20 protein-coding genes are annotated in these 23,101 nt (G+C 36.2%); 12 read left to right on the top strand and 8 right to left on the bottom strand.

The window, feature by feature from the left end:
- Positions 1-3 precede the first annotated feature (3 nt).
- Positions 4-882 (bottom strand): ABC transporter permease, encoded by an 879-nt coding sequence (locus Q4500_RS05140; protein WP_303598656.1) that lies wholly within the window; start codon positions 880-882, stop codon positions 4-6.
- 63 nt (positions 883-945) lie between these two features.
- Positions 946-2,820 (bottom strand): T9SS type B sorting domain-containing protein, encoded by a 1,875-nt coding sequence (locus Q4500_RS05135; RefSeq protein ID WP_303598655.1) that lies wholly within the window; start codon positions 2,818-2,820, stop codon positions 946-948.
- Between the two features lie 115 nt (positions 2,821-2,935).
- Between Q4500_RS05135 and Q4500_RS05130 the strand changes: the two genes are divergently transcribed.
- The 5 genes from Q4500_RS05130 (at position 2,936) to Q4500_RS05110 (ending at position 9,257) form a co-directional block, all read left to right on the top strand.
- Positions 2,936-3,796, top strand: a complete 861-nt coding sequence (locus Q4500_RS05130; RefSeq protein WP_303598654.1) for a UbiA family prenyltransferase — start codon at positions 2,936-2,938, stop codon at positions 3,794-3,796.
- Between the two features lie 83 nt (positions 3,797-3,879).
- Positions 3,880-6,843 (top strand): leucine--tRNA ligase, encoded by a 2,964-nt coding sequence (locus Q4500_RS05125; RefSeq protein WP_303598653.1) that lies wholly within the window; start codon positions 3,880-3,882, stop codon positions 6,841-6,843.
- An 88-nt stretch (positions 6,844-6,931) separates the two neighbouring features.
- Positions 6,932-7,186 (top strand): SemiSWEET family sugar transporter, encoded by a 255-nt coding sequence (locus Q4500_RS05120; protein ID WP_282048472.1) that lies wholly within the window; start codon positions 6,932-6,934, stop codon positions 7,184-7,186.
- Positions 7,187-7,325: 139 nt separating this feature from the next.
- A complete protein-coding gene (gene ald, locus Q4500_RS05115) occupies positions 7,326-8,426 on the top strand; it encodes an alanine dehydrogenase (RefSeq protein ID WP_282075114.1) in 1,101 nt (366 codons plus the stop codon).
- Between the two features lie 135 nt (positions 8,427-8,561).
- A complete protein-coding gene (locus tag Q4500_RS05110; RefSeq protein WP_303598652.1) occupies positions 8,562-9,257 on the top strand; it encodes a zinc metallopeptidase in 696 nt (231 codons plus the stop codon).
- A 49-nt stretch (positions 9,258-9,306) separates the two neighbouring features.
- Here the strand turns inward: Q4500_RS05110 and Q4500_RS05105 are convergent, their stop codons facing one another.
- Complete coding sequence (locus Q4500_RS05105; RefSeq protein ID WP_027065872.1) at positions 9,307-9,777, bottom strand: Lrp/AsnC ligand binding domain-containing protein; 471 nt, start codon at positions 9,775-9,777, stop codon at positions 9,307-9,309.
- 148 nt (positions 9,778-9,925) lie between these two features.
- On the bottom strand, positions 9,926-11,299 hold the full coding sequence (locus tag Q4500_RS05100) for a saccharopine dehydrogenase family protein (RefSeq protein WP_303598651.1): 1,374 nt from the start codon (positions 11,297-11,299) through the stop codon (positions 9,926-9,928).
- An 81-nt stretch (positions 11,300-11,380) separates the two neighbouring features.
- On the opposite strand from Q4500_RS05100, the gene Q4500_RS05095 reads away from it, so the two are divergent.
- The 4 genes from Q4500_RS05095 to pckA all read left to right on the top strand — a co-directional run bounded on the left by Q4500_RS05095 (position 11,381) and on the right by pckA (position 16,274).
- The gene (locus Q4500_RS05095) at positions 11,381-11,773 is read left to right on the top strand and encodes a DUF423 domain-containing protein (RefSeq protein WP_303598650.1); all 393 of its coding nucleotides are present in this window, start codon (positions 11,381-11,383) and stop codon (positions 11,771-11,773) included.
- 32 nt (positions 11,774-11,805) lie between these two features.
- Positions 11,806-13,272 carry a DASS family sodium-coupled anion symporter gene (locus Q4500_RS05090; protein ID WP_303598649.1) on the top strand — a complete coding sequence of 489 codons (1,467 nt, stop codon included), beginning with the start codon at positions 11,806-11,808 and terminating at the stop codon, positions 13,270-13,272.
- A complete protein-coding gene (locus Q4500_RS05085) occupies positions 13,273-14,397 on the top strand; it encodes a glycerate kinase (protein ID WP_303598648.1) in 1,125 nt (374 codons plus the stop codon).
- 260 nt (positions 14,398-14,657) lie between these two features.
- The gene (pckA, locus tag Q4500_RS05080) at positions 14,658-16,274 is read left to right on the top strand and encodes a phosphoenolpyruvate carboxykinase (ATP) (RefSeq protein ID WP_303598647.1); all 1,617 of its coding nucleotides are present in this window, start codon (positions 14,658-14,660) and stop codon (positions 16,272-16,274) included.
- A 57-nt stretch (positions 16,275-16,331) separates the two neighbouring features.
- Here the strand turns inward: pckA and Q4500_RS05075 are convergent, their stop codons facing one another.
- Genes Q4500_RS05075 through Q4500_RS05065 form a run of 3 tightly spaced genes read right to left on the bottom strand, consistent with a single transcriptional unit; the run spans position 16,332 to position 19,410 of the window.
- Entirely contained in the window at positions 16,332-17,075 is a 744-nt protein-coding gene (locus tag Q4500_RS05075) for a uroporphyrinogen-III synthase (RefSeq protein ID WP_073243700.1), read from the bottom strand.
- Positions 17,076-17,083: 8 nt separating this feature from the next.
- The gene (locus Q4500_RS05070) at positions 17,084-17,683 is read right to left on the bottom strand and encodes a DUF4271 domain-containing protein (protein ID WP_303598823.1); all 600 of its coding nucleotides are present in this window, start codon (positions 17,681-17,683) and stop codon (positions 17,084-17,086) included.
- A 53-nt stretch (positions 17,684-17,736) separates the two neighbouring features.
- Positions 17,737-19,410 carry a glycosyltransferase family 39 protein gene (locus tag Q4500_RS05065; RefSeq protein WP_303598645.1) on the bottom strand — a complete coding sequence of 558 codons (1,674 nt, stop codon included), beginning with the start codon at positions 19,408-19,410 and terminating at the stop codon, positions 17,737-17,739.
- Between the two features lie 135 nt (positions 19,411-19,545).
- Between Q4500_RS05065 and Q4500_RS05060 the strand changes: the two genes are divergently transcribed.
- Genes Q4500_RS05060 through Q4500_RS05050 form a run of 3 tightly spaced genes read left to right on the top strand, consistent with a single transcriptional unit; the run spans position 19,546 to position 22,045 of the window.
- On the top strand, positions 19,546-20,274 hold the full coding sequence (locus Q4500_RS05060) for a polyprenol monophosphomannose synthase (protein ID WP_303598644.1): 729 nt from the start codon (positions 19,546-19,548) through the stop codon (positions 20,272-20,274).
- Between the two features lie 2 nt (positions 20,275-20,276).
- Positions 20,277-21,614, top strand: coding sequence for a dihydroorotase (locus Q4500_RS05055; protein ID WP_303598643.1), 1,338 nt, complete (start codon positions 20,277-20,279; stop codon positions 21,612-21,614).
- On the top strand, positions 21,611-22,045 hold the full coding sequence (locus tag Q4500_RS05050) for a DUF4296 domain-containing protein (protein WP_303598642.1): 435 nt from the start codon (positions 21,611-21,613) through the stop codon (positions 22,043-22,045). Before Q4500_RS05055 ends, Q4500_RS05050 begins: the two co-directional genes overlap by 4 nt.
- On the opposite strand, the gene Q4500_RS05045 is transcribed toward Q4500_RS05050, so the two are convergent.
- Complete coding sequence (locus Q4500_RS05045; protein ID WP_303598641.1) at positions 22,026-23,033, bottom strand: NAD-dependent epimerase/dehydratase family protein; 1,008 nt, start codon at positions 23,031-23,033, stop codon at positions 22,026-22,028. The two genes, Q4500_RS05050 and Q4500_RS05045, sit on opposite strands and share 20 nt — an antisense overlap.
- Positions 23,034-23,101: the final 68 nt, after the last annotated feature.

The following is a 23,101-nucleotide window of genomic DNA, read 5'->3' as shown; positions in this document are numbered from 1 at the left end:
AATTTAATAATATAATTCGTCCGTTCTAAGATTTAAGAAGCGTTGGGTCGCAAAATAGGTGCTAATCAACGAAATAAGTATTCCTAATAGAAAAACACTAACAAATAAAATGACTAAAATATAAGGTTCATCGAATAGCCCTAAATCTTGAAAATTAGTGTTTACATAATACACGACACCACCAATAGCTAGTAAGGCAATTGCGGCACCGATCATGCCCAGTTTAATATTTTGCCATATAAATGGTCTTCTGATAAAGGTTTTTGTCGCCCCAACCATTTGCATGGTTTTGATAATAAATCTTTTAGAATAGATAGATAAACGTATAGAACTGTTGATTAATAGAACTGCGATAAAGGTAAAAATGGCGCTGGCTACTAAGATCCAGAAACCTATTTGTTCAACACTTTTGGCTACCATGCTTACTAATACCTTGTCGTAACTAACTTCATCGACAAAACTCTTTTCTGATAAGGTGTCGGCAATTTCTTGTACTTTCTCGGCAGTAACAAAATCTGCATTTAGCTTTACATCAATAGAATTCTTTAACGGGTTGTAGCCTAAATAGTCAACAAAATCCTCGCCAATATCCTCACTGTGCTGTTCTGCAGCTTCTTCTTTAGATACGTAGGTAGAAGATTTTGTGTATTCAGACATTGCCAATGTCTTTTGAAGCTGTTCAATCTCAATTTCTTTGGTATTTTCTTTTAAGAAGACAGAAATGGTGATTTGTTCTTTAGAACGATCTGCCATTTTTTTGGTGTTTAAAACCAGTAATCCTAAAATGCCTAGTAAAAACAAGACTAATGCAATACTTAGCACCACAGAAAAATAGGAGGAAATCAGTTTGCGTCTTTGATAATTTTCGAAGGAGTTCGCCATAGTACTTAAAAGTGCAGTAAAAATAGCAAAGTATTGTTAAATGGGACTTAAAATAATCATGCCTTAACGTTTTAAACTGAAGTGTCCTTTAAATTGAGTGGAATCAGCTTCAATTAGATACCAATAATCATCTTCTGGTAATCGTTTTCCTTGAAATGTGCCATCCCAAGATGTGGAATTTGTATTCCCAAATTTTAAAAGCTTCCCGTAACGATCAAAAATTGAAATCGTAATGGAATTAAAAACCTCTAATCCGTCAGGTTCAAAAACATCATTAAAAGAATCTCCGTTCGGAGTAAAGAATTTTTGAATGACCAGATGGTAAAAATCTTCCGTTACAATACCGCAATCTGTATTGTCTTGAACGTAAATCGTGTAGAATCCGCCTGCTACGGCCTCAAACACAGGACTAGGCTGAAATGAGCTACCATCTAAAGAATATTCGAAATTACCATTATTAGAAGTAGAGACAACTATTGATGGTCCGTCAGATACTATTTTATCAATTCTAGGTAAATCTATTTGTTCAACTGTGAAGGTGCGAGTAGCGGAGCAGCCATTTGCATTGGAGATGATGACATCATAATCGCCAGGTTCGGTTACATCGATTGTTTGAGTAGTCGCGCCAGTAGACCATTGGTACATGACATTCTCAACTTCGGCATCTAGAGTGGTAGAAGAATCTTCGCATAAAAAAGTACTGCTATCATCTGGTACTACGGGTAAAGGGTTTACGGTTAAAGTAACTGCAGTTCTAGTAGTAGATGCACATTCAATTTCTGATGAATTAGCTTCGGCATAATAAGTACCTGCATTATTAACCTCTAGTCTACGTTCGTTCGATAAGATTAAATTTCCACCAGTAGGAGCATCATACCAATTAATGGAATATGCATCTAACGTATTGACCGATAAAAGTCCAATTTCCCCTTCGCAAATTTCAACATCTCCGTTGCTTGTTGGGGCAGGTGGTATAGGTAAAACGGTAATATCAAAAACGTCAGATACAACGTTGCATAAATCGTTATTTACATTAACAATATCTTCTGCAATTTTTGTTCTAAAATAAGTGGTGGCAGTAACTGCCGGAGTATTTAGAATAGCATTGTTTTCACCGGGTATGTCTGTCCATATTTGTTGGTCTGTACTTTGCTGCCATTGGTAGGCATGGGTACTAAAAACAGAAGAATCTGGTGTTGCTGTCAGCGTTCTTGATACACTGCCTTGATCTTCGCAAACAACTAAGCTTGCTTCGTTGGCTGCAGTTGAAATGGTGACATTGTCGCCACAAGATCTAAATAGAATATCATCTATGGCAAGGTCATTACCACAGCCGCCATTACTATTGTTTCTCATTTTTAGAATAACAGATGTTTGCCCGGGTGCGGTTTTGAAAACTAAGGCATATTGTTTCCATACGGTAGTTCCTGTTCCTGGTATACTGCCCGTATCACCTTGGGCAAGTATATTGGTATCTGTTCCATCCCAAATTTGAAAGCGTACATTTACAGGTATACTATTGCCTTCACAGCTACCGGCGGGTTGTAAGTTTATTAGCCACGATGAGAATTCATAAGTGGTGTTTTCACATAGACCGCTTACCTCTCGTTGATAGAATTGACCGGCCGTAAAACTTGCATTGACAATAAAAGACTTACCGTTGCTGTCACCTGGGGTATGGTCTTGTAGTGATAGCCAGTCAAAATAGTTGGTTGTGCTGGAGATCGTATAATCACCGTCATTTGGTGTTCCGGTGGTGAAATTATAAGTTGTTGTGCCAGCTGGTAATGCGGGTCCGTCAGTGGTGCCAGAGCCAAAATCTTCTTGAAAAATTGGGTCCCCAGAATTACCGCCACAAAAACCTAGTTGCGCATGCAATGAAGTTATGCCACAACACGTTAGTAGAATAGTAAGTAGAAAAAATCTTGAGTACATCATATTCACTGGTTAAAGATATACTTTTTAGCACGATGAATAAATAATCTCAATTCAAGATTCAGAGCCTATTTGAAGATTGGTATTTTCGCCAAAATTGCAACCTAATTTTTATAAGATGTTTAATGTATTGGATTTAAAGATATCCAGACCCGGACTTTGGTTTCCTACCATTTGGATTTACTTAGTTCCTTTTGCGAACCAAGTAGATTACTGGCAGTCGGTTAATTTTTGGATTGGTTTGTTCTTCGTCACTTTCCCTTTAAATTATTTGGTTTATGGGCTTAACGATTATAATGATATAGATGCAGATGCCGTAAATGACAGAAAAGGAAATTTTCTTTTTGGTGCGAAGGCTTCAAAGTCTCAGCTCAGTGGCGTGCTGACTAAAATTACCATACTCACGTCTGTGTTTGTAATTGCATTTACCTTTATTTCTGGTTTAAAAATGTTCTTTTTGCTGCTGTTTATGGTGGTCGTGAACATCCTTTATAATTTTAAACCGTTTAGGATAAAAGAAAGACCTCCGTTCGAAATTCTAATTCAGGTTGGGTATGTGGTTACGGTATTCTTTTCAACAGAACTAAATAATTTAGACGCACTACCATGGCAGACATTGGTCTATTTATCATTGTTTGCATTTCAGGCGCATATTGCTGGTGAAATAATGGATATAGAGCCAGATTTAGTTTCGGGTAAACGCACTACCGCAACGTTAATTGGGCGTAAAAATTCAAAATTACTGATGCTCTTGATATTGGTGTGCGAATCTGTTTTGGTTTGGTATTGGTTTCAAGATATAGTTTTGGCATCATTTCTTGGTCTATTTTCTGCGTTTATGGTATTAGATATTTTTGTGATATTTAAGGGTAGGGCGTATACATTGCCAGAAATGAAATTGTTTGGTTATCTCATTAACTTATCGGCATTGGCATCTATGCTTTGGGTGCTCTATGGCGGAAAGTTGTTGATGGTTTAATGTAAACAGTATCAATGACGTTATTCTTTCGGTTTTAGTAGAATAAACCTATTTTTGCGACTTACAGAAAAGAAGTAAAGATCATGCAATACAATTTCAACGAAATTGAAGCCAAATGGCAAAAATACTGGGCAGAAAATCAAACATTTAAAGCAGAGAACGATTCTGAAAAAGAAAAGTTCTATGTGTTAGATATGTTTCCTTATCCATCTGGTGCGGGGCTCCATGTTGGGCATCCGTTAGGGTATATTGCAAGTGATATTTATGCACGATATAAAAGGCACAAAGGTTTTAATGTATTGCACCCACAAGGGTATGATTCTTTTGGTTTGCCGGCAGAACAATATGCTATTCAAACAGGTCAGCACCCCGCAGTTACTACGGCGGCAAATATTAAAACATATAGAAGGCAATTAGATCAACTAGGTTTTTCTTTTGATTGGAGCAGAGAGGTACGTACTTCTAGTCCCGAGTATTACAAGTGGACACAGTGGATATTCATTCAAATATTCAATTCTTGGTATAATAAGGATACTGACAAGGCAGAGGATATAGAAACATTAATTGCTAAATTTTCTACGGATGGGAATGCCAACGTAAATGCGGTTTGTGATGATGATATAGCATCCTTTACAGCTGATGAGTGGACCGCATTTTCTGATGTTAAAAAACAGGAAATATTATTACAATATAGATTAACGTACTTAGCGGATACTGAGGTGAACTGGTGCCCTGCACTAGGTACGGTATTGGCGAATGACGAAATAGTAAACGGAGTGTCAGAACGTGGTGGTCACCCAGTGGTTCGTAAAAAAATGACCCAGTGGAGTATGCGTATTTCTGCATATGCACAACGTTTGTTAGACGGTTTGGAGAAAATAGATTGGCCACAGCCATTAAAAGATTCACAGACAAATTGGATAGGTCGTTCTCAAGGAGCTTCGGCTGTTTTTAATGTGAAGGGTCATGATGAGAAAATAGAAGTTTTTACCACCAGACCCGATACTATTTTTGGAGTTTCTTTTATGACTTTGGCGCCAGAGCATGAGATGGTTTCTAGAATAACGACTACAGATCAGAAAGCTGAGGTTGAAGCCTATATTGAAGCAACTGCAAAACGTTCTGAGCGTGATCGTATGGCAGATGTGAAGACTATTTCAGGTGCTTTTACAGGTGCGTATGCAGAACATCCATTTACAAAAGAACCTATTCCAATTTGGATTGGTGATTATGTATTGGCAGGTTATGGAACTGGAGCGGTTATGTCCGTACCATGTGGTGATCAACGTGATTATGATTTTGCAAAACACTTTGAAATTGATATTCCGAATATATTAGAAGGGGTAGATATTTCTGAAGAAGCATATGCTGATAAGGATAAAACGGTGATAGCGAATAGTGATTTCCTAAACGGATTACCGTATAAGAAAGCTATGAAATTAGCGATATATGAGTTGGAGAAAATAGGACATGGCGAAGGAAAAATAAACTATAGATTGCGTGATGCTGTTTTTAGTCGTCAAAGATATTGGGGAGAACCTTTCCCGGTGTACTATGTGGACGGGATGCCTCAAATGATTGCAAAAGAGTACTTACCTATTGCCTTGCCAGAAGTTGAAAAATATTTACCGACCGAGACAGGAGAGCCGCCATTAGGTAATGCTGAGGTTTGGGCATGGTGTTCCAAAGAAAATAAGGTAGTTTCTAACGATAAGATTGATAATGAAACGGTGTTTCCATTAGAATTAAATACCATGCCAGGTTGGGCAGGTAGTTCGCAATACTTTAATAGGTATATGGATCCGCACAATAGCGAGAGCATTTTCTCTGAAAAAGCGATTAACTATTGGCAAGATGTAGATTTATATATTGGTGGTAGTGAGCACGCAACAGGTCACTTATTGTATTCGCGTTTCTGGCAAAAATTCATGTTTGATAAAGGTTTGGTACCTAAAGATGAGTTTGCTAAAAAGCTTATTAATCAAGGGATGATTACTGGGACTAGTGCATTTATGTATTCTTTAAGTATTGAGTTAAGGGATGGTGAATCGTCAACTCTATATACTGAACCTACGTTTTGTTATTTTACAAAAAGTTTAATAGATAAGTTGCAAAATAAAGTAATAGATATTCAAGTCCAAAAAGAAATAGACAGGGTAGTAGATAAATATAAATTGAAATGGGGAGAGAAAACATATTGGAATAAGAATATTAATATCCATAAAACTCATGTTGATATTTCAATGGTAAATTCTTCAAATCAATTGAATGAAGAAGCTTTCAGAAACTGGAGACCGGAAAATAAAGACGCTGTATTTATTGTTGAAGATGGAAATTACTATGTTGGTCGCGAAGTTGAAAAAATGTCCAAGTCTAAATACAACGTCGTGAATCCTGATGCTATTTGTGAGGAGTACGGTGCGGATAGTTTGCGTTTGTATGAAATGTTCTTAGGTCCGTTAGAGCAATCTAAGCCTTGGAATACAGCTGGTATTACAGGTACACATTCTTTTTTAAAGAAATTATGGAGACAATTTCATACAGGTGAGAATGCTTCATTTTTAGTTAGCGAAGAAGAGCCAACCAAGGAATCGTGGAAAACATTTCACAAGACTATTAAAAAGGTAGAAGAAGATATAGAGAACTTCAGTTTCAATACATCGGTATCTACATTTATGATCTGTGTTAATGAACTTTCTTCGCAAAAATGTTACAGTAGAAAAGTACTAGAACCGTTGGCTATTTTAGTATCGCCGTACGCACCACATATTGCAGAAGAGTTATGGAGTAAATTAGGTCATACTGAATCTATTGCTACGGCACCTTTCCCAAAATTTGAAGGAAAGTATTTGGTAGAGAGCAGTAAAGAGTATCCTATTTCCTTTAATGGTAAGATGAAATTTACTTTAGAGCTTTCGTTAGACTTATCTAAAGAAGAGATAGAAGCTGCGGTAATGGCCAATGAAAAAACCCAACAACAATTACAAGGTCGCGAGCCTAAAAAGGTAATTGTAGTGCCAGGTAAAATTGTCAATATCGTTGGGTAGTTAAGAGAATATATTTAAATGAAGAGGCGATATTTATCGCCTCTTCTTGTTTGTTAGGTTTGCTTATGCAGTTGTAAAATATGAAAATATGGACAGTGTCGAAATCTTAGGTTTGATCGCAGCTACTTTAACCACAGCGGCATTTGTGCCACAAGTATATAAAACGTGGAAAAATAAATCTGTTGAAGATATTTCCCTTACTATGTATACTGTTTTGTTAATAGGGGTTTTGCTTTGGTTGGTTTATGGAGTATTTATAAATAGTCTGCCTGTTATTTTAGCAAATGGAATTACATCGGCCCTTCTAATTTTAATGGTTTTAATGAAATTAAAGTACAAATAACAGTATACCCCCTAATATTATAGGGGTGCAAACTCGTAATTATATATTTTTACCAACCAACCCCTACGTTTTATCGAATTATTGTTTGTTATCTGCATAATTAGTTTCAATTTTGCAGTATAACATAAAATGATAAATCATGATTGTTGGTATTCCAAAAGAAATTAAAAACAATGAAAGCAGGGTAGGTATGACACCTGGTGGGGTTTTCGAATTGGTAAAGAACAACCACAAAGTATATGTCCAGTCAGATGCTGGTGAAGGCAGTGGTTTTTTCAATCAAGATTATCAACAAGCAGGTGCTATTATACTAGATACTATTGGTCAGGTATATGCAATGAGCGAAATGATTGTAAAAGTAAAAGAGCCTATAGAAGAAGAATATAATTTAATTCAAGAAGGTCAAATACTTTTTACCTATTTCCATTTTGCATCTAGTGAGGCATTGACAAAAGCTATGATCAAGCAAAAAGCGGTTTGTATCGCTTATGAAACGGTAGAAGATGAAGAAGGTACTTTGCCTCTTTTAACGCCAATGTCAGAAGTAGCTGGTAGAATGGCAATTCAGCAAGGTGCCAAATATTTAGAGAAACCTGTAAAAGGTCGTGGTGTATTATTAGGTGGGGTGCCAGGTGTGGCTCCCGGTAAAGTTTTAGTCTTAGGTGCAGGTGTAGTGGGTATACAAGCTGCTAAAATGGCAGCAGGTTTAGGTGCTCACGTAACTATCTTAGATGTAAACATGAAGCGTTTGCGCTATGCCAACGATGTAATGCCACCACATGTAGTTACTGAATTTTCAAATGAATTTAATATCAGAAGACTTATAAAAACACATGATCTTATCATTGGTGGTGTTTTATTGAAAGGAGCTAAAGCTCCTAATTTGATTACAAGAGACATGTTGAAAGAAATGAGGCCTGGTACCGTAATCGTTGATGTTGCTGTGGATCAAGGCGGATGTGTAGAAACAACCAAGCCTACCACGCATGAAGACCCTATTTATATTATAGATGATGTTGTTCATTATTCCGTTGCAAATATGCCAGGTGCAGTGCCTTATACATCGACAATGGCGTTGACCAATGTAACTTTACCTTTTGCTTTGAAATTAGCAAATTTAGGTTGGGAAGCGGCTTGTGAGAAAGATGCATCTTTAAACAAAGGATTGAATATAGTAAAAGGAAAAATAGTGCTTCAAGAAATTATTGAAGCCTTTGGTTGGGAAGAAATAGTTGCTTAATCAATACATTCTGTCAGTATAATAGACCTCGCCAGTTCTGAAAAGAAATTTGGCGGGGTTTTTGCTTTTATATAAATAGATTCTTAAAAAGTAAGGATCTTTAGTATATTTAATCGATTTAAAAATTGAAAAGTTATGATGGGATATTATATACTGATTGGGGCGATTGCTTTAGTCAGCTGGTTAGTAAGTAGTAAATTAAAGAGTAAGTTCAAGTTCTATTCAAAAGTTCATTTACAAAACGGAATGAGCGGTGCTGAGATTGCTGAAAAAATGTTGGCAGATCATGGTATTAGAGATGTAAAAGTTGTTTCTACACCTGGTATGCTTACGGATCATTACAATCCTGCTAATAAGACAGTGAATTTAAGTGAGGGCGTTTATAATCAAAGAAATGCTTCGGCAGCTGCAGTTGCGGCTCACGAATGTGGTCATGCTGTACAACATGCAGAGGCATATCAATGGTTGGGCTTACGTTCAAAATTGGTGCCTGTAGTTAGTGTAACATCTAGCATGTCTATGTGGGTCGTATTTGGTGGTTTGGCATTAGGTGCCGCTGCTGGTGTAGGCTTCGGTTATTGGGTAGCTGTCGCTGGTTTGGTAATGATGGGTATGGCAACTTTATTTAGTTTTGTTACTTTACCTGTAGAATATGACGCTAGTAATAGAGCATTAGCATGGCTAAAGAATAAGCATATAGTTACTCCTCAAGAATATGAGGGTTCTGAAGATGCATTAAAATGGGCTGCACGTACTTATTTGGTAGCCGCAATTGGTTCATTGGCAACTTTGGTGTACTGGGGACTTCAAGTTTTTGGTGGTAGAGATTAAGCTGCTGTTAGTATCGAGTAAAAAAACCTTCCAAGATGGGAAGGTTTTTTTATATACTTATTTGTCTATCAATTTGTTGTGCTAATGAAATAAAGGTTTCTGTTCTTGAAACCCCTTCTATAGCTTGTATTTCTTTGTTAAGTACCTGCATTAAGTGTTCGTTATCTCTACATAATACTTTTATGAGGATAGACCAGTTACCGGTGGTGTAGTGGCATTCCAATACTTCAGGAATTTTCTCTAGCTGTTTTACCGCCATTGGGTTGCTCATTGCTTTGTCTAAGTAAATGCCAATATATGCCATGGTAGTATATCCTAATGATTTAGGATTGACAATGAACTTAGAGCCAGATAGTAGTCCTGATGCTTCTAGTTTTCTTAAACGTTGATGTATGGCTGCGCCAGATATTCCAATACTTCTTGCAATTTCAAGTACCGGTTTACGGGCGTCTTCCATTAGAAATCGCAAGATTTTTTTATCTATACCATCAATTTTAGCCAAAGAAGTCGGTGTTTTCATGTTTTTTCAAATCAATAACCTCGACCCAAGGGTACGAGGTTTGTCTATCAATATATCATTTCGAGGCAAACCTCGAACAATTAAGCCCTCAATGAGGGTTTAAAACATAAATGTACTTAATTGGTTTCAAAATGATAGTTAAAAAGCGCTAGTTGACTACAGAATTAGGATTATAGCCTAAATATGGTATTTCGTATTCTTTAAAATTGACACCGTAACTCTCTAGTTCCTTTAATATAGGTTCGTACACTTCTTTGGTAATAGGTATCTGTACGCCTGGGGTAGTAATATCGCCGTTCAATATTTTTAAAGCTGCCATGGCTACTGGTAAACCTACAGTTTTTGCCATTGCGGTAAACGTTTGGTTTTCGCCTGTGACTACCAGTTTAGAGTCTATTTGTTTTTTTTCACCGTTTAATTCGTAACCAAATTTATGATACATAACAATCATATCTTTCTCTTCGGTTTTAAGTGTCCAGCTATCTTCAAGAATTTTTTGAAGTGCTTGTGCTGGCGTGGCGTTTGGTATGCCTATTAGCTTGGTCTGGTCAAAAATGTTCAGTTCCAATAATTTATCCCAACGGATATCATCTTGATCCAATTTCAGGTAATGCCTAAGTTTCAATTCCACAGAATCGGTTGGGGAATAAGGAAGGAAAAGATTAATGAATTCACGATAACTCATTTTGTCAGAGTTTTCGATTGCATACGTATCGTCGGTAGCACCTAATTGAATAAACATATTCCATGCTTTCGAAAATCCTACACGACGCATGGTACCTCTGTATATGGTTAAGGCATCTTGTAATTTATAAGCATCTCTGTAGTTTAAAGAATCGCGATTGGCATATCCTTCAAAACGACCATATCCTTCAATTTCAAAGAATTCGGTACGTCTAAACAAACGGTGGTAAGGTATGTATTTATAGGTGCCTTCTTGTAAGAATTTAGCGGTACCACCTTGACCGGCAAGCACTACGTTTCTTGGGTTCCAGGTAAACTTATAATTCCAAAGATTGTTATCGTATTCAGGAGCAACGAGTCCACCACAAAAAGATTCGAACAAAATTATTTTACCACCTTTATCACGAATACGGTCGATCACCTGCATGGCACTCATGTGGTCTACGCCGGGATCTAACCCTATTTCGTTCATGAATATTAAACCCGCTTCTTTTACTTCTTTGTCAAGAGCCAGTAATTCTGGACTTACATATGAGGCTGTAACCAAATGCTTTTTAAGGCGAACACAATCTTCTGCAACCTTTATATGAAAACGGGCAGGAAGCATAGAGATAACAATGTCTGAGCTTTCAATAGCCTTTTGCCTTGCCGTTTCTTCAAAAATATCGAGTTTTATAACGTTGCAATGTTTGTGATTGGCAATCGAAGGGGAAATTGCGGCAGGGTTGATATCACCAATGGTAATCTCTAAATTTTCGGTTTCAGATTTACCTAAAAGATAATCTAATAAGTAAGAGGTTGATTTACCTGCGCCTATAACAAGAATTTTTCGCATCATTCGATTTCAGTATTTTTGATTACTAACGATTTACTAAGGTATCAAATTGTTACATTTATAAAGAAAGTTATAGAAAAAGTTATGAAAAAAACAATTTTAGGTACAGCGTGCCTGTTTGGAATGCTGGCGGTAGTGCTAGGTGCGTTTGGTGCGCACGGGTTAAAAAATTTAGTGGATGAACAAGCGGTAGCTACATTTGAAACGGGAGTTCGGTACCAAATGTACCATGCATTTTTTCTGTTTGCACTTGGGTTATTGCCTAAAGGCTTATTGAAGTCTAAAAAAGCTATTTATATCTGTACGGTAGTTGGTGTGGTGCTATTTTCTTTTTCCATTTACCTGTTAGCATTGAATTCTTTGGTGGCATTCGATTTTAAGGTATTAGGTATTGTTACCCCTATCGGTGGTTTATTTTTAATTGCAGCTTGGGCAATGATGGGTTTCGGAATTATGAAATCTAAAATTGAGAATTAAATAGCGTATTTTCATGCTATAATGGCAATTTTATGAGTAAGACTAAATTATTAGGACTAGTCTTGGGTCCGCTTTCATTTATACTAATTCTTTTCTTTTTTCATCCGGTCGGACTTTCAGAGCAAGCCAATGCAGTATTAGCTTCTACAGCTTGGATCGCCATTTGGTGGATCACCGAAGCGATACCTATTGCAGTAACAGCTTTGTTGCCATTAGTGCTGTTTCCGCTATCAGGTGGGTTAAATCTATCATCAACCTCTGGCTCTTTTGGTCACAAGTATGTATTTCTATATATGGGAGGATTCATAATTGCCATTGCCATAGAAAAATGGAATCTACATAGAAGAATAGCATTGAATATTATCAATTTTATTGGGTCAGATGTTCGAAAGATAATTCTGGGCTTTATGATGGCAACTGCATTTTTATCGATGTGGATATCTAATACGGCAACTGCCGTAATGATGCTGCCCATTGGCTTGGCGATAATTAAACAATTAGAAGATAATTCTGACACGGTAGAAGATGAAAACAAAACTTTTGGTAAAGCGTTAATGCTGGCAATCGCCTATAGTGCTTCTATTGGTGGTGTGGCGACATTAATAGGTACTCCGCCAAATTTGGTTTTAGCCGGTGTAGTACTCGATACCTATGGTTATGAAATTACCTTTATACAATGGTTCGCGTTCGGGTTGCCTATATCTATCATTTTAATTTTTATATGTTGGAAATACTTGACCAAATATGCCTTTCAGTTTAAACAGAGATCCTTCCCGGGAGGAAAACAAGAAATACAACGGCTATTGTCTAATCTTGGTAAAATATCATATGAAGAGAAGGTAGTAGCATTTGTATTCGCATTAACGGCATTCTGTTGGATCACGCGTTCGTTTCTATTACAAAAAATATTACCTGGTTTAGATGATACCATTATAGCTATATTTTTTGCCATTGTATTGTTCTTGATCCCTTCAAAGAATAAAGGAGAGCAAATTATAAATTGGGAAGAAGCGGTAAAAATGCCTTGGGGAATTATTCTCTTGTTCGGCGGCGGTATGGCATTGGCAAAAGGATTTGAAGTTAGTGGTTTGGCAGTTTGGATCGGTAGTCAAATGACAACATTAGCTGGTTTGCCTATAATTGTTTTAATATTAGTGTTGATAGCTGCGGTAAACTTCTTAACCGAAATAACCTCGAATTTGGCAACAACGGCAATGTTGTTACCTGTTTTGGCGCCAATGGCGTTAACAATAGATGTTCACCCGTTCGTATTAATGGTAGGCGCCGCGGTCGCGGCATCATGCGCTTTTATGTTGCCGGTAGCCACGCCACCAAATGCTGTAGTTTTTGGTTCTGGGTACCTGAGAATTCCTGATATGGTGGGCAAAGGATTCTTTATGAATATTATTTCTATCATTATATTAACCTTTTTCGTATATTTTGTTCTCCCAGAGTTATGGGATATTTCAATAAATAGTTTCCCCGACAAATTCAAATAAATGAAGCTATTACTTATACCAGATAAATTTAAAGGATCGCTAACCAGTGAAGCTTTTACGAAGGCTTTTATTTCGGGTGTAGAGAAATCGGGTGTTTCTTTTACTTCTCATTTCATAAAAGCATCAGATGGTGGTGATGGTTTTATGAATGCCGTGGCAAGCTATAGACCATGCATTGCTATGCAGGTAATTAGTGAAAATCCGTTAGGTAGGTTAATTCAATCATACTATCTATATAATCAGAAAACTAAATCTGCTTATATAGAATTGGCAAATACTTCGGGTATGGAGTTGCTGAAGCCAGATGAACGAAATCCAATGTTAACGTCTACATATGGTACAGGCTTACAGATTAAAGATGCCATAGATAAAGGAGTTGAACATATTTTTATAGGTCTAGGGGGTAGTGCCACAAATGACGGTGGTATTGGTATAGCACAGGCATTGGGCTATGTTTTCTATAATGATAAAGGAGAAGAGTTGGCGCCCATAGGGTCTAGTTTGCAATTAATACATAGTATCGATGATTCGGCTGTTTCAGATAACGTGAAGCAGGCAAATTTTTATGCGGTTAATGATGTTACCAATCCGTTATTCGGCGAAAATGGAGCGTCTTATGTGTATGCCAGGCAAAAGGGAGCTACAGATGTTATTATTGAAGATTTAGATAAGGGACTTAGAAATTTAGATGCCGTGGTTTCTGAGAAATACAAAGTTAATAACGGAGAATTACCAGGTGCAGGTGCAGCGGGAGGAACAGCCTTTGGATTAAAATCTTTTTTTGATGCAGAAATGTTAAGCGGAATTGATTTCATTTTAGAACTATCGGATGTACATAAATTATTGGCTCGAGAGAAATTTGATTACATCATAACCGGTGAAGGTAGAATTGATGAGCAAACATTAAACGGTAAATTATTACAAGGGATACTTAATTTGGGTAAAAGATACCAACTGCCTGTAATAGCTATTTGTGGATCATTAGAAATTTCTAAAGAGGCATTACTGGAGAGAGGTATTTTTGATGTATTTGAAATTCAAGATGACAGTAAGGATCTTGATTATAATATGAAGCACGCAGCGCTGCTTTTAGCTACAAAAACAGCTGATTATTTCAATGTATAGTAAAAATTATGGTTTAAAAAATAGACTGTTTTTTTATTTATTTCTTAAAATTACACATGTAAAATAGCAATAATGTATTTAAAATACGTTATTCCTTTATAATGTGTATTAAAAGGGATAAAGTGTCTGCGAATATTTTTCATTTACAATGATTCTTTAATTGAATTCGTATTTCGACGAGAAATGGCGCTAATTGAGCTCTGAAAATCAGTGGTTCAGCTTTTATTTTTTTAGTTTTACACGAACAAATTTTCTAAAGCATGAAAAGCTCAATGACAAATGCGAATACCATATCCCTTAAAAATTACGGGATTACACACGCCAATTTTCATTATCAGGAAACACCAGAAGAACTTCAGAAAGCCACTCTAGAAATGGATATGGGAGTTGAAACCAGCAATGGAACACTTGCGGTAAATACTGGTGAATTTACAGGTAGATCCCCTAAAGATAGATTTATTGTAAAAGATGATATCACAAAAGACAAAGTCTGGTGGGGAGACATTAATATTCCGTTTGAAAAGGAAAAATTTGATGCACTATACACTAAGGTTATTTCTTATTTAAACGAAAAAGAACTTTTTGTTAGAGATAGTTATGCGTGTGCAGATGAAGATTATAAACTGAACATTAGGGTTATCAATGAGTATCCTTGGTCGAATATGTTTGCTTATAATATGTTTTTGCGCCCTACCAAGGAAGAGTTAAAAGATTTCACCCCAGAGTGGACGGTAATCAATGCACCGGGCTTTATGGCTGATGCAGAGGTAGACGGTACAAGACAACATAATTTTGCAATCTTAAACTTTACCGATAAAATTGCATTAATTGGAGGGACAGGATATACAGGGGAAATCAAAAAAGGAATTTTTTCTGCCTTAAACTTTATTTTACCAGTATACAAAGAGACTTTGCCAATGCACTGTTCTTCTAATATCGGTGAAGATGGTGATACCGCAATCTTTTTTGGATTGTCAGGAACAGGGAAAACAACCTTGTCAACAGATCCTAATAGAAAATTAATAGGTGATGACGAGCATGGTTGGACAAGTAGAAACACCGTTTTCAATTTTGAAGGTGGTTGTTATGCGAAGGTTATCAATTTATCTGAAGAGCAAGAGCCAGAAATTTACGGGGCTATTAAGCCAGGAGCAATATTAGAAAATGTTGTATTAGATGATAAGGGCAATGTAGATTTTGCCGACACTTCAATTACACAAAATACAAGAGTTAGTTACCCAATTCACCATATTGATAACATTCAACAACCATCTATTGGTAAGAATGTAAAGAACATCTTCTTTTTAACTGCCGATGCATTTGGTGTGCTGCCTCCAATATCAAAGCTTACTCCTAGTCAGGCTGCGTATCACTTTATTTCTGGTTATACTGCTAAGGTAGCAGGTACAGAGGCAGGTGTTGTAGAGCCGGTACCATCATTTTCTGCATGTTTCGGTGCGCCATTTATGCCATTGCACCCAACAAAGTATGCTGAAATGTTGAGTAAGAAAATGAAAGAATCTGGTGTGGATGTATGGCTTGTAAATACAGGTTGGACAGGTGGACCTTACGGAATTGGAACTCGTATGAAATTAAAGTATACTAGAGCAATGATTACAGCAGCCTTAAACGGTGATTTAGGTTTGTATTCATACGATAAGTATCATATACATTCCGTATTTGGTGTTGCACAACCTAGAGAGTGTCCTGGTGTGCCAACGTCAGTATTGAGTCCTAGAGCAACTTGGAACGATGATGAGAAATATTACACTACTGCATTTAAATTGACAAATGCCTTTAGAGAAAACTTTAAAAAGTTTGAAAGTTATGCCAGTGAAGAAATAAGAAGAGGCGGACCGCAACGGTACGCATTTTAAGACAATAAAAAAGCCTTGCATTGCAAGGCTTTTTTTATATAAAGTTATTTGAGCGTATTATTTATTTACACTCATAATATATTTCTGTAATGCCATCGTCATAGATGGTGTCTCAGGCGTTGGTGCTTTAATATCTATACGCAAGCCAGCACCTGTTGCTGCATCTACTGTGGAGTTGCCGAAAACAGCTATTCTAGTTTCCTTTTGATCGAAATCTGGAAAATTCTGTAATAAGGATTCAATGCCAGACGGACTAAAAAATACCAAAATGTCATAGTATACATTTCTTAGATCAGAAAGGTCACTAATTACAGTTTTGTAAAAAATGGCTCTTTTCCAATTGATGCTTAAAGAATCTAAAGTATCAGGTACATCTTGTTTAAGTACATCTGAAGAAGGAAGTAAGAATTTTTCATCCTTATATTTCTTGATCAATGGTACTAGATCTGTAAATAATCTTTTCCCAACGTAAATTTTACGTTTTCTGTAGACGACGTATTTTTGAAGGTAATAGGCTACCGCTTCAGATTGACAGAAATATTTCATAGAATCTGGCACTTTAAAGCGCATTTCGTCTGCGATTCTAAAGAAGTGGTCTACTGCATTTCTGCTTGTTAATATAATCGCGGTAAAATCATTCAAATCTATCTTTTGCTGTCGCACTGTTTTTGCGTCAACTCCTTCTACATGAATAAATGGTCTAAAATCAACCTTTACTTTCTCTTTGTCAATAAGCTTGGAATAGGGGGAGTTTTCCATTTTCGGCTCAGGTTGAGAGACCAAAATCGTTTTTACTTTCATATGCTGCACTATTTTAGAAAGCTTCCCATAATAACTAAGGGTGCAATTTCGAGTGCGCAAAGGTACAAAATAAAATAGAAAAAATAGGTGCTTATAAATTTTTGATAATTCCTGAGGACTGTTAACCAACCAATTATATTAATAACGAAAAACATAATTAGGGCAATAATAATTACGATTTGTGAGTCAATAAAAACATAGGCTAAAAATATATTAGCAATAAAAAGAACAATGCCTGCATAGTTCAGGTAGGTTAGTTTCTTAAAAATCAACTCATTAAAGGTGTTGTATGAATTAAATATGAATGCGTTGAACAATTGCGCCATTGTTTTCGCAGTTATAAATAAGAAAACACCTGCAAGAAGTAAAGGAAAAATATAGGGGTTTTTTGCTTCGGTAGGGTTTAGATACGAACGCCAAATAAAAAAAATAAATAAGGTTGTATTTATGATTTGAAACACGCTTATTTGAAAATGAAACCAATTAAACAGCTTTTCTTTCTTCGTATACATCGTAATGTACTTGTTGTTAAAAGGAAGAATAATGAAGTTTAAAAAACGGGTATAATAGATGCTTTTTGCAATTAAGGGGAACAGCAAGCTGACCATAAGTGTTATGGTGATCCAATCAGTTTGCTCAAAAGTTCTTGCAATAGGTTCCATTATTTAATAGGAATTGTTTTTCCGTTTAGACCGTATAAAAGATCGTTCTCAGAAATAACTACTCTAAAGTAACCAATGTTTTCCTTTTTTGTTTTAGGCAGTTGAATTATAAAACGAGTAGTGTCTTGTTGCTTTAAGAATGTGATGCCTGTTTGGGTAGATTTTGGAGTCATTTGCAGTGTCTCAATGGGGATTTTATAATCATCCAAATAACTGACTGCAAATTTCAGTTTTTTAAGATCTATATCTTCTTGGTATGGATTGTAGACTTTAAGTTCAGTACTTTCTTCAGAGTTCAAAGCAACAGAAATGTCTTCTATAATACAATCTAGTTTTCGGTAAGACTGAAAGTTGGCGATGTATTTGCCTTTGTACAAACCACCATCTTCTCTAGTGTATGTAAAAGTAGGGTTGTTTGCATATTTAGATACATAAGCCACATCTTTACCGCGAACTTGCTCTTCAGAGCCATCAATTGAATATTGATTTTTTCGATACATAAAGTTGTTCAAAGAAAAGGTTGGTGTTGCATCGGTGTAAAAAGAGTACATAGGGGCATTTCTGTACGAATTTTCAAATACCACAGGTATATTACCAATTTCTTCTTCAATAGCCTCTGCCCATTCTTTATTACCATGACTTTCGTAATAGAAATTAAAAAGTAAAGGTTGGTAGGCAAGTCCCATTCTTAAATAAATAATTAAAACAGTATTGATAAGGCCTAATCTGAAAATCCAGGTTAAGGCCTGCTTGTTTTGTAGCATGTAGTTAAATGCGATAATCACCAACGGAATACAAACAATAATAATCCATTGTGTTTGAACCCTTCTATTAAAACTAGAAACAAAAAAGAAAATAAGTACGCCGTATGTTAAGTAGATAAGCGCTTTGTTAAACAAGTCGTTTCCTTTGGTTTTAAATAGTGCCTTATAAATAAACGGAAAGGTTAAACCGAATATGGCAACCAAATTGACAAAGAAACCTAAGGTATATTTTTCAAAACGATATGCACCGTTCGGGCGTTCATATAAATGATATTTTATAGATACAAAGTCATTTTCGTATAGCCAATAAAAATGTGGGACGTAGCAAAACAAAGCAACTGCTACAGCTAGCCAAGCATATTTGTTGGTAATAAGTTTAAGGTTTGACAGTAGTACAAAGAAAATGACCAATACGGCATGGTACTTACTGTACATTAAGGCAGCCATAAATATACCCATCACTATGGCTAAAGCTGCGGTTGGTTTTTTAATGAAATACTTGTAGGTCAATAAAAAACAACTCGTAAAAAATAGTAAGGGTGTATCTGGTAATGTGAAAAATCCATAAGCATTTAGCAGCGTCATAGAAAAAACCAGTACGAAGAAGTGTTTTATATAATCGTTCTTTTTTGGGTTGTCTATCATCAACCAAAGAAGAATGATATTGACAGCAGATAGTACGCAGCTCATGAAACGAACACCGAGTTCACCATTAAAAAAGAAGCTACTAATTTTCACTAACAGCGCCACCATCGGTGGGTGGTCAAAGTAACCCCAAGCCATGTTCTGACTGTAATACCAGTAATAGGCTTCATCAAAAATGAGTTGCGTAAAACTAGATTGTATAAGATTTAGAATGAATATCGCAGCTAAAAAAAAGTAAAACTGCTTCGGAATTTTAGTCAACATTTGCATAGGTTACTAAATGGCAAAATTACAAATTTAAGGTTAGCTACCTAGTTTAAAAATTTCATAAAGGTATTGTTGGTCATTTTAAGAAGAGTATTAAAACCTTACTTTTGTCGAAACACCTATAAATAACATATGTCTAGTAGTATCGTAATCATACCTACGTATAACGAAATCGAGAATATAGAGGCTATAATTCGTGCGGTATTTGATTTGCAGAAAGAATTTCATGTGCTTATTGTAGATGATAATTCTCCTGATAAAACAGGAGATTGTGTTCGCGGCCTTCAAGAAGAGTTTAAAGGAAGATTATTTTTAGAAACTAGACTAGAGAAATCTGGTTTAGGTACCGCATATATTCATGGTTTTAAATGGGCGATAGCCAAGGGTTACGATTATATATTTGAAATGGATGCCGATTTTTCACATACACCATCAGATCTATTGAGATTGCTGAAAGCCTGTGAGAATGGGGCTGATTTGGCGGTGGGTTCTCGATATAAAAAAGGGGTGAATGTTGTAAACTGGCCACTGCATAGAGTGTTGTTGTCATATGGTGCTTCAATATATGTAAAGCTGATTACTGGTATGCGTGTAGATGATCCTACAGCAGGTTTTGTATGTTATAAAAGAAAAGTATTAGAAGCTATAGATTTAGATTCAGTTCGTTTTGTAGGTTATGCATTTCAAATAGAAATGAAGTTTAGGGCGCATCTAAAGCACTTTAAAATAGAAGAGGTTTCTATTATTTTTAGAGATCGGGTATTAGGTAAATCAAAAATGAGTTCTTCGATTATAAGTGAAGCTATTTGGGGGGTGTTTGTAATGAAAATTAGAAGTCTATTTTTGAAAAATAAGTTTTAGTTATGGGTAAAATTTTATTAAAAAACGGAATAATAGTTAACGAGGGAGTAGCACAAGAAAGTGATATTCTAATTGTTGATGACATTATCGCGAAAATCGGAAAAGACATATCTGATGCAGATGCTGAGGTTATAGACGTAACAGGTAAGCACATATTACCTGGTGTTATAGATGATCAAGTTCATTTTAGAGAGCCAGGTCTTACACATAAAGGTACTATAGCAACTGAGAGTAGGGCAGCGCTCGCTGGTGGTATTACCACTTTTATGGAACAACCTAATACAACTCCGCAAACTACCACAATAGAAAAATTAGAAGAAAAGTTTGCGACCGCAGCCAATTCTGCATTCGCCAATTATTCTTTTCTATTCGGTGGTACCAATGATAATCTTGAAGAATTAAAGAAACTTGATAAAAATGCCTGTTCAGGTATCAAATTATTTTTAGGATCATCGACAGGTAATATGTTGGTCGATGACGAAAAGGTAATTGAAAGTATATTCAGTAATACCGAAATGGTAATCTCTGCACATTGCGAAGATGAAACGACCATTCGTAAAAACATGGCGAAGTATAAGGCAGAGTACGGTGATGATATTCCTATTGCTATGCATCCTATTATTAGAAGCGAAGAGGCTTGTTATCTTTCTTCATCAAGGGCAATTGCTTTAGCTAAGAAAACAGGCGCGAGGTTACATGTTTTTCATTTATCCACAGGAAGAGAAACAGATTTATTCCGCAATGATATTCCGTTAGAGCAAAAGAAAATTACTGCAGAAGTATGTATACATCACCTGTGGTTTTCTGATGCCGATTATGCAAAGAAAGGAACGTTGATCAAATGGAACCCTGCAGTGAAAACAGCCAAGGATAGAGATATGCTTTGGGATGCATTGTTAGATGACCGCATAGATGTCATTGCTACTGATCACGCCCCGCATTTATTGGAAGAAAAAGACAATGTGTATACAAAAGCACCTTCTGGTGGACCGTTAGTGCAACATGCATTAAATGCCATGTTGGAGAAGGTAAAAGAAGGTAAAATTGCTTTAGAGAAAATGGTGCAGAAAATGTGTCATAACCCTGCAATATTATTTCAGATAGAAAAGCGTGGGTATATACGAGAAGGCTATTATGCCGATTTGGTAGTGGCAGATTTAAATAGTTCTTGGACGGTTACAAAAGAAAATATTGCCTATAAATGTAAATGGTCGCCTTTTGAGGATACCACATTTTCATCTAAGGTTATACATACTTTCATTAACGGACATTTAGGATATAGTAACGGACAGTTTTCTGAAAAACGAAATGCAAGAAGGCTAACATTCAATAGGCCATGAAGCACTTATTATTTTTAGTGGTAGCAATGTTCATACTTTCTTCTTGTGCAGAAGAATTAGTAGAAAAGCCAGATAATTTAATACCAGAAGATAAGATGGTGGCGGTTATTAAAGAAATGGCAATAGTCAATGCTGCAAAAGCGACGAATCTTTCTAAACTACGTGAAAATGGTGTAGAACCAACATCTTTCATATTTAAGAAGTTTGAAATTGATAGTGCCCAGTTTGTAGATAGCGATAGATATTATGCGTCAAAACCTTTACGATATGAAAATATGTACAAGAAGGTGGAGTCTGATCTCGAAGATCAACGTCTAAAATTGGAAGCTGAGAAAAAAATTAGAGATAGTTTAAGTCTTGTGGAGAAATCTAAAAAAAACATTGATATTAAAACAAAAGATTCAATATCGTCTAAGAGTGTTCAGAAATAAAAAGCTTCGAAGAAAATTTTACTTGTTCGTCTAAGTCTTCAAATTCCATATTCAAGGCTTTCTTTACCTTCTCGTTATTGAATGTAGTAGGGTTTTTTAGTCCGTAGATTGTGCTTGTTGTTATCGTTCTTGGGCTTCTGGTTATTAGGTTTCTAAGTTTATCTGCAAACTTCCCGATATTTAACTGCCAAAATTTTAAAGATGTAGAAGGTGGCTTTTTATCCATCGATAATGCAATTTTCGTCAAGATCTGTTTATAGGTCAAGTTTTCTGCTACCAGTATAAAACGTTCATTATAAATGTCAGAATTCATAAGAGAGATCATAATAATAGTGACGTCGTTTACGGTTACAAATCCTGATCCGCCTGGTGGGTAATAATTATATCCTTTAGAAGCGGTTTTGAAGAAAGAACCACTACCGCTATTCCAAAATCCTGGACCAAGAATCACTCCCGGGTTTACAATAACGATCGCAAGATTTTCTTGGGCACCACGCCAAACTTCCATTTCGGCAAGGTGCTTTGTTATCGCATACGGGTTGGCATTCTGTCGTGTCCACTCCGTTTCTTCATCAGCGTGTTCATCGGTGATCGTTCTGCCGATAGTGCCAATGGTGCTCACATGACATAGTTTTTTGATACCGTTCGCAATACAGATATTTACAATGTTAGCGGTGCCTTCTCTATTTATACGTTCCAATTTTTTGAAATCTGACGGGTCAAAAGAAATATAAGCGGCACAGTGGTAAACATAGGTAATGCTTTCAAAAGCATTTTCTAAAGAAGGTATATCTAAAATATCACCCTGAACCCAATCGATTCTAGCAAATAAAGAAGCAGAATCGTCAGCGTAGTAAGAGAAGATTTTTTCTATCTGAGTAATCTTATCTTCAGTTCTATACAAAGCTCGAACCTTTGTATTGTTCATCGTTAATTTTAGTAGCAAATGCGACCCCACCAAACCCGTGCCTCCTGTAACTAGTACCATAATTCAAATTTAGGAAATACAGGCGGATAAATTCATGCTTTAATCTACTGTGTACTGGCAAGAATTCC

The sequence above is a fragment of the Maribacter sp. 1_MG-2023 genome (assembly GCF_030547005.1).
Lineage (GTDB): Bacteria > Bacteroidota > Bacteroidia > Flavobacteriales > Flavobacteriaceae > Maribacter.
Note: the sequence above shows the minus strand (reverse complement) of the source record. Positions and strands in the feature narration are given on the sequence as shown.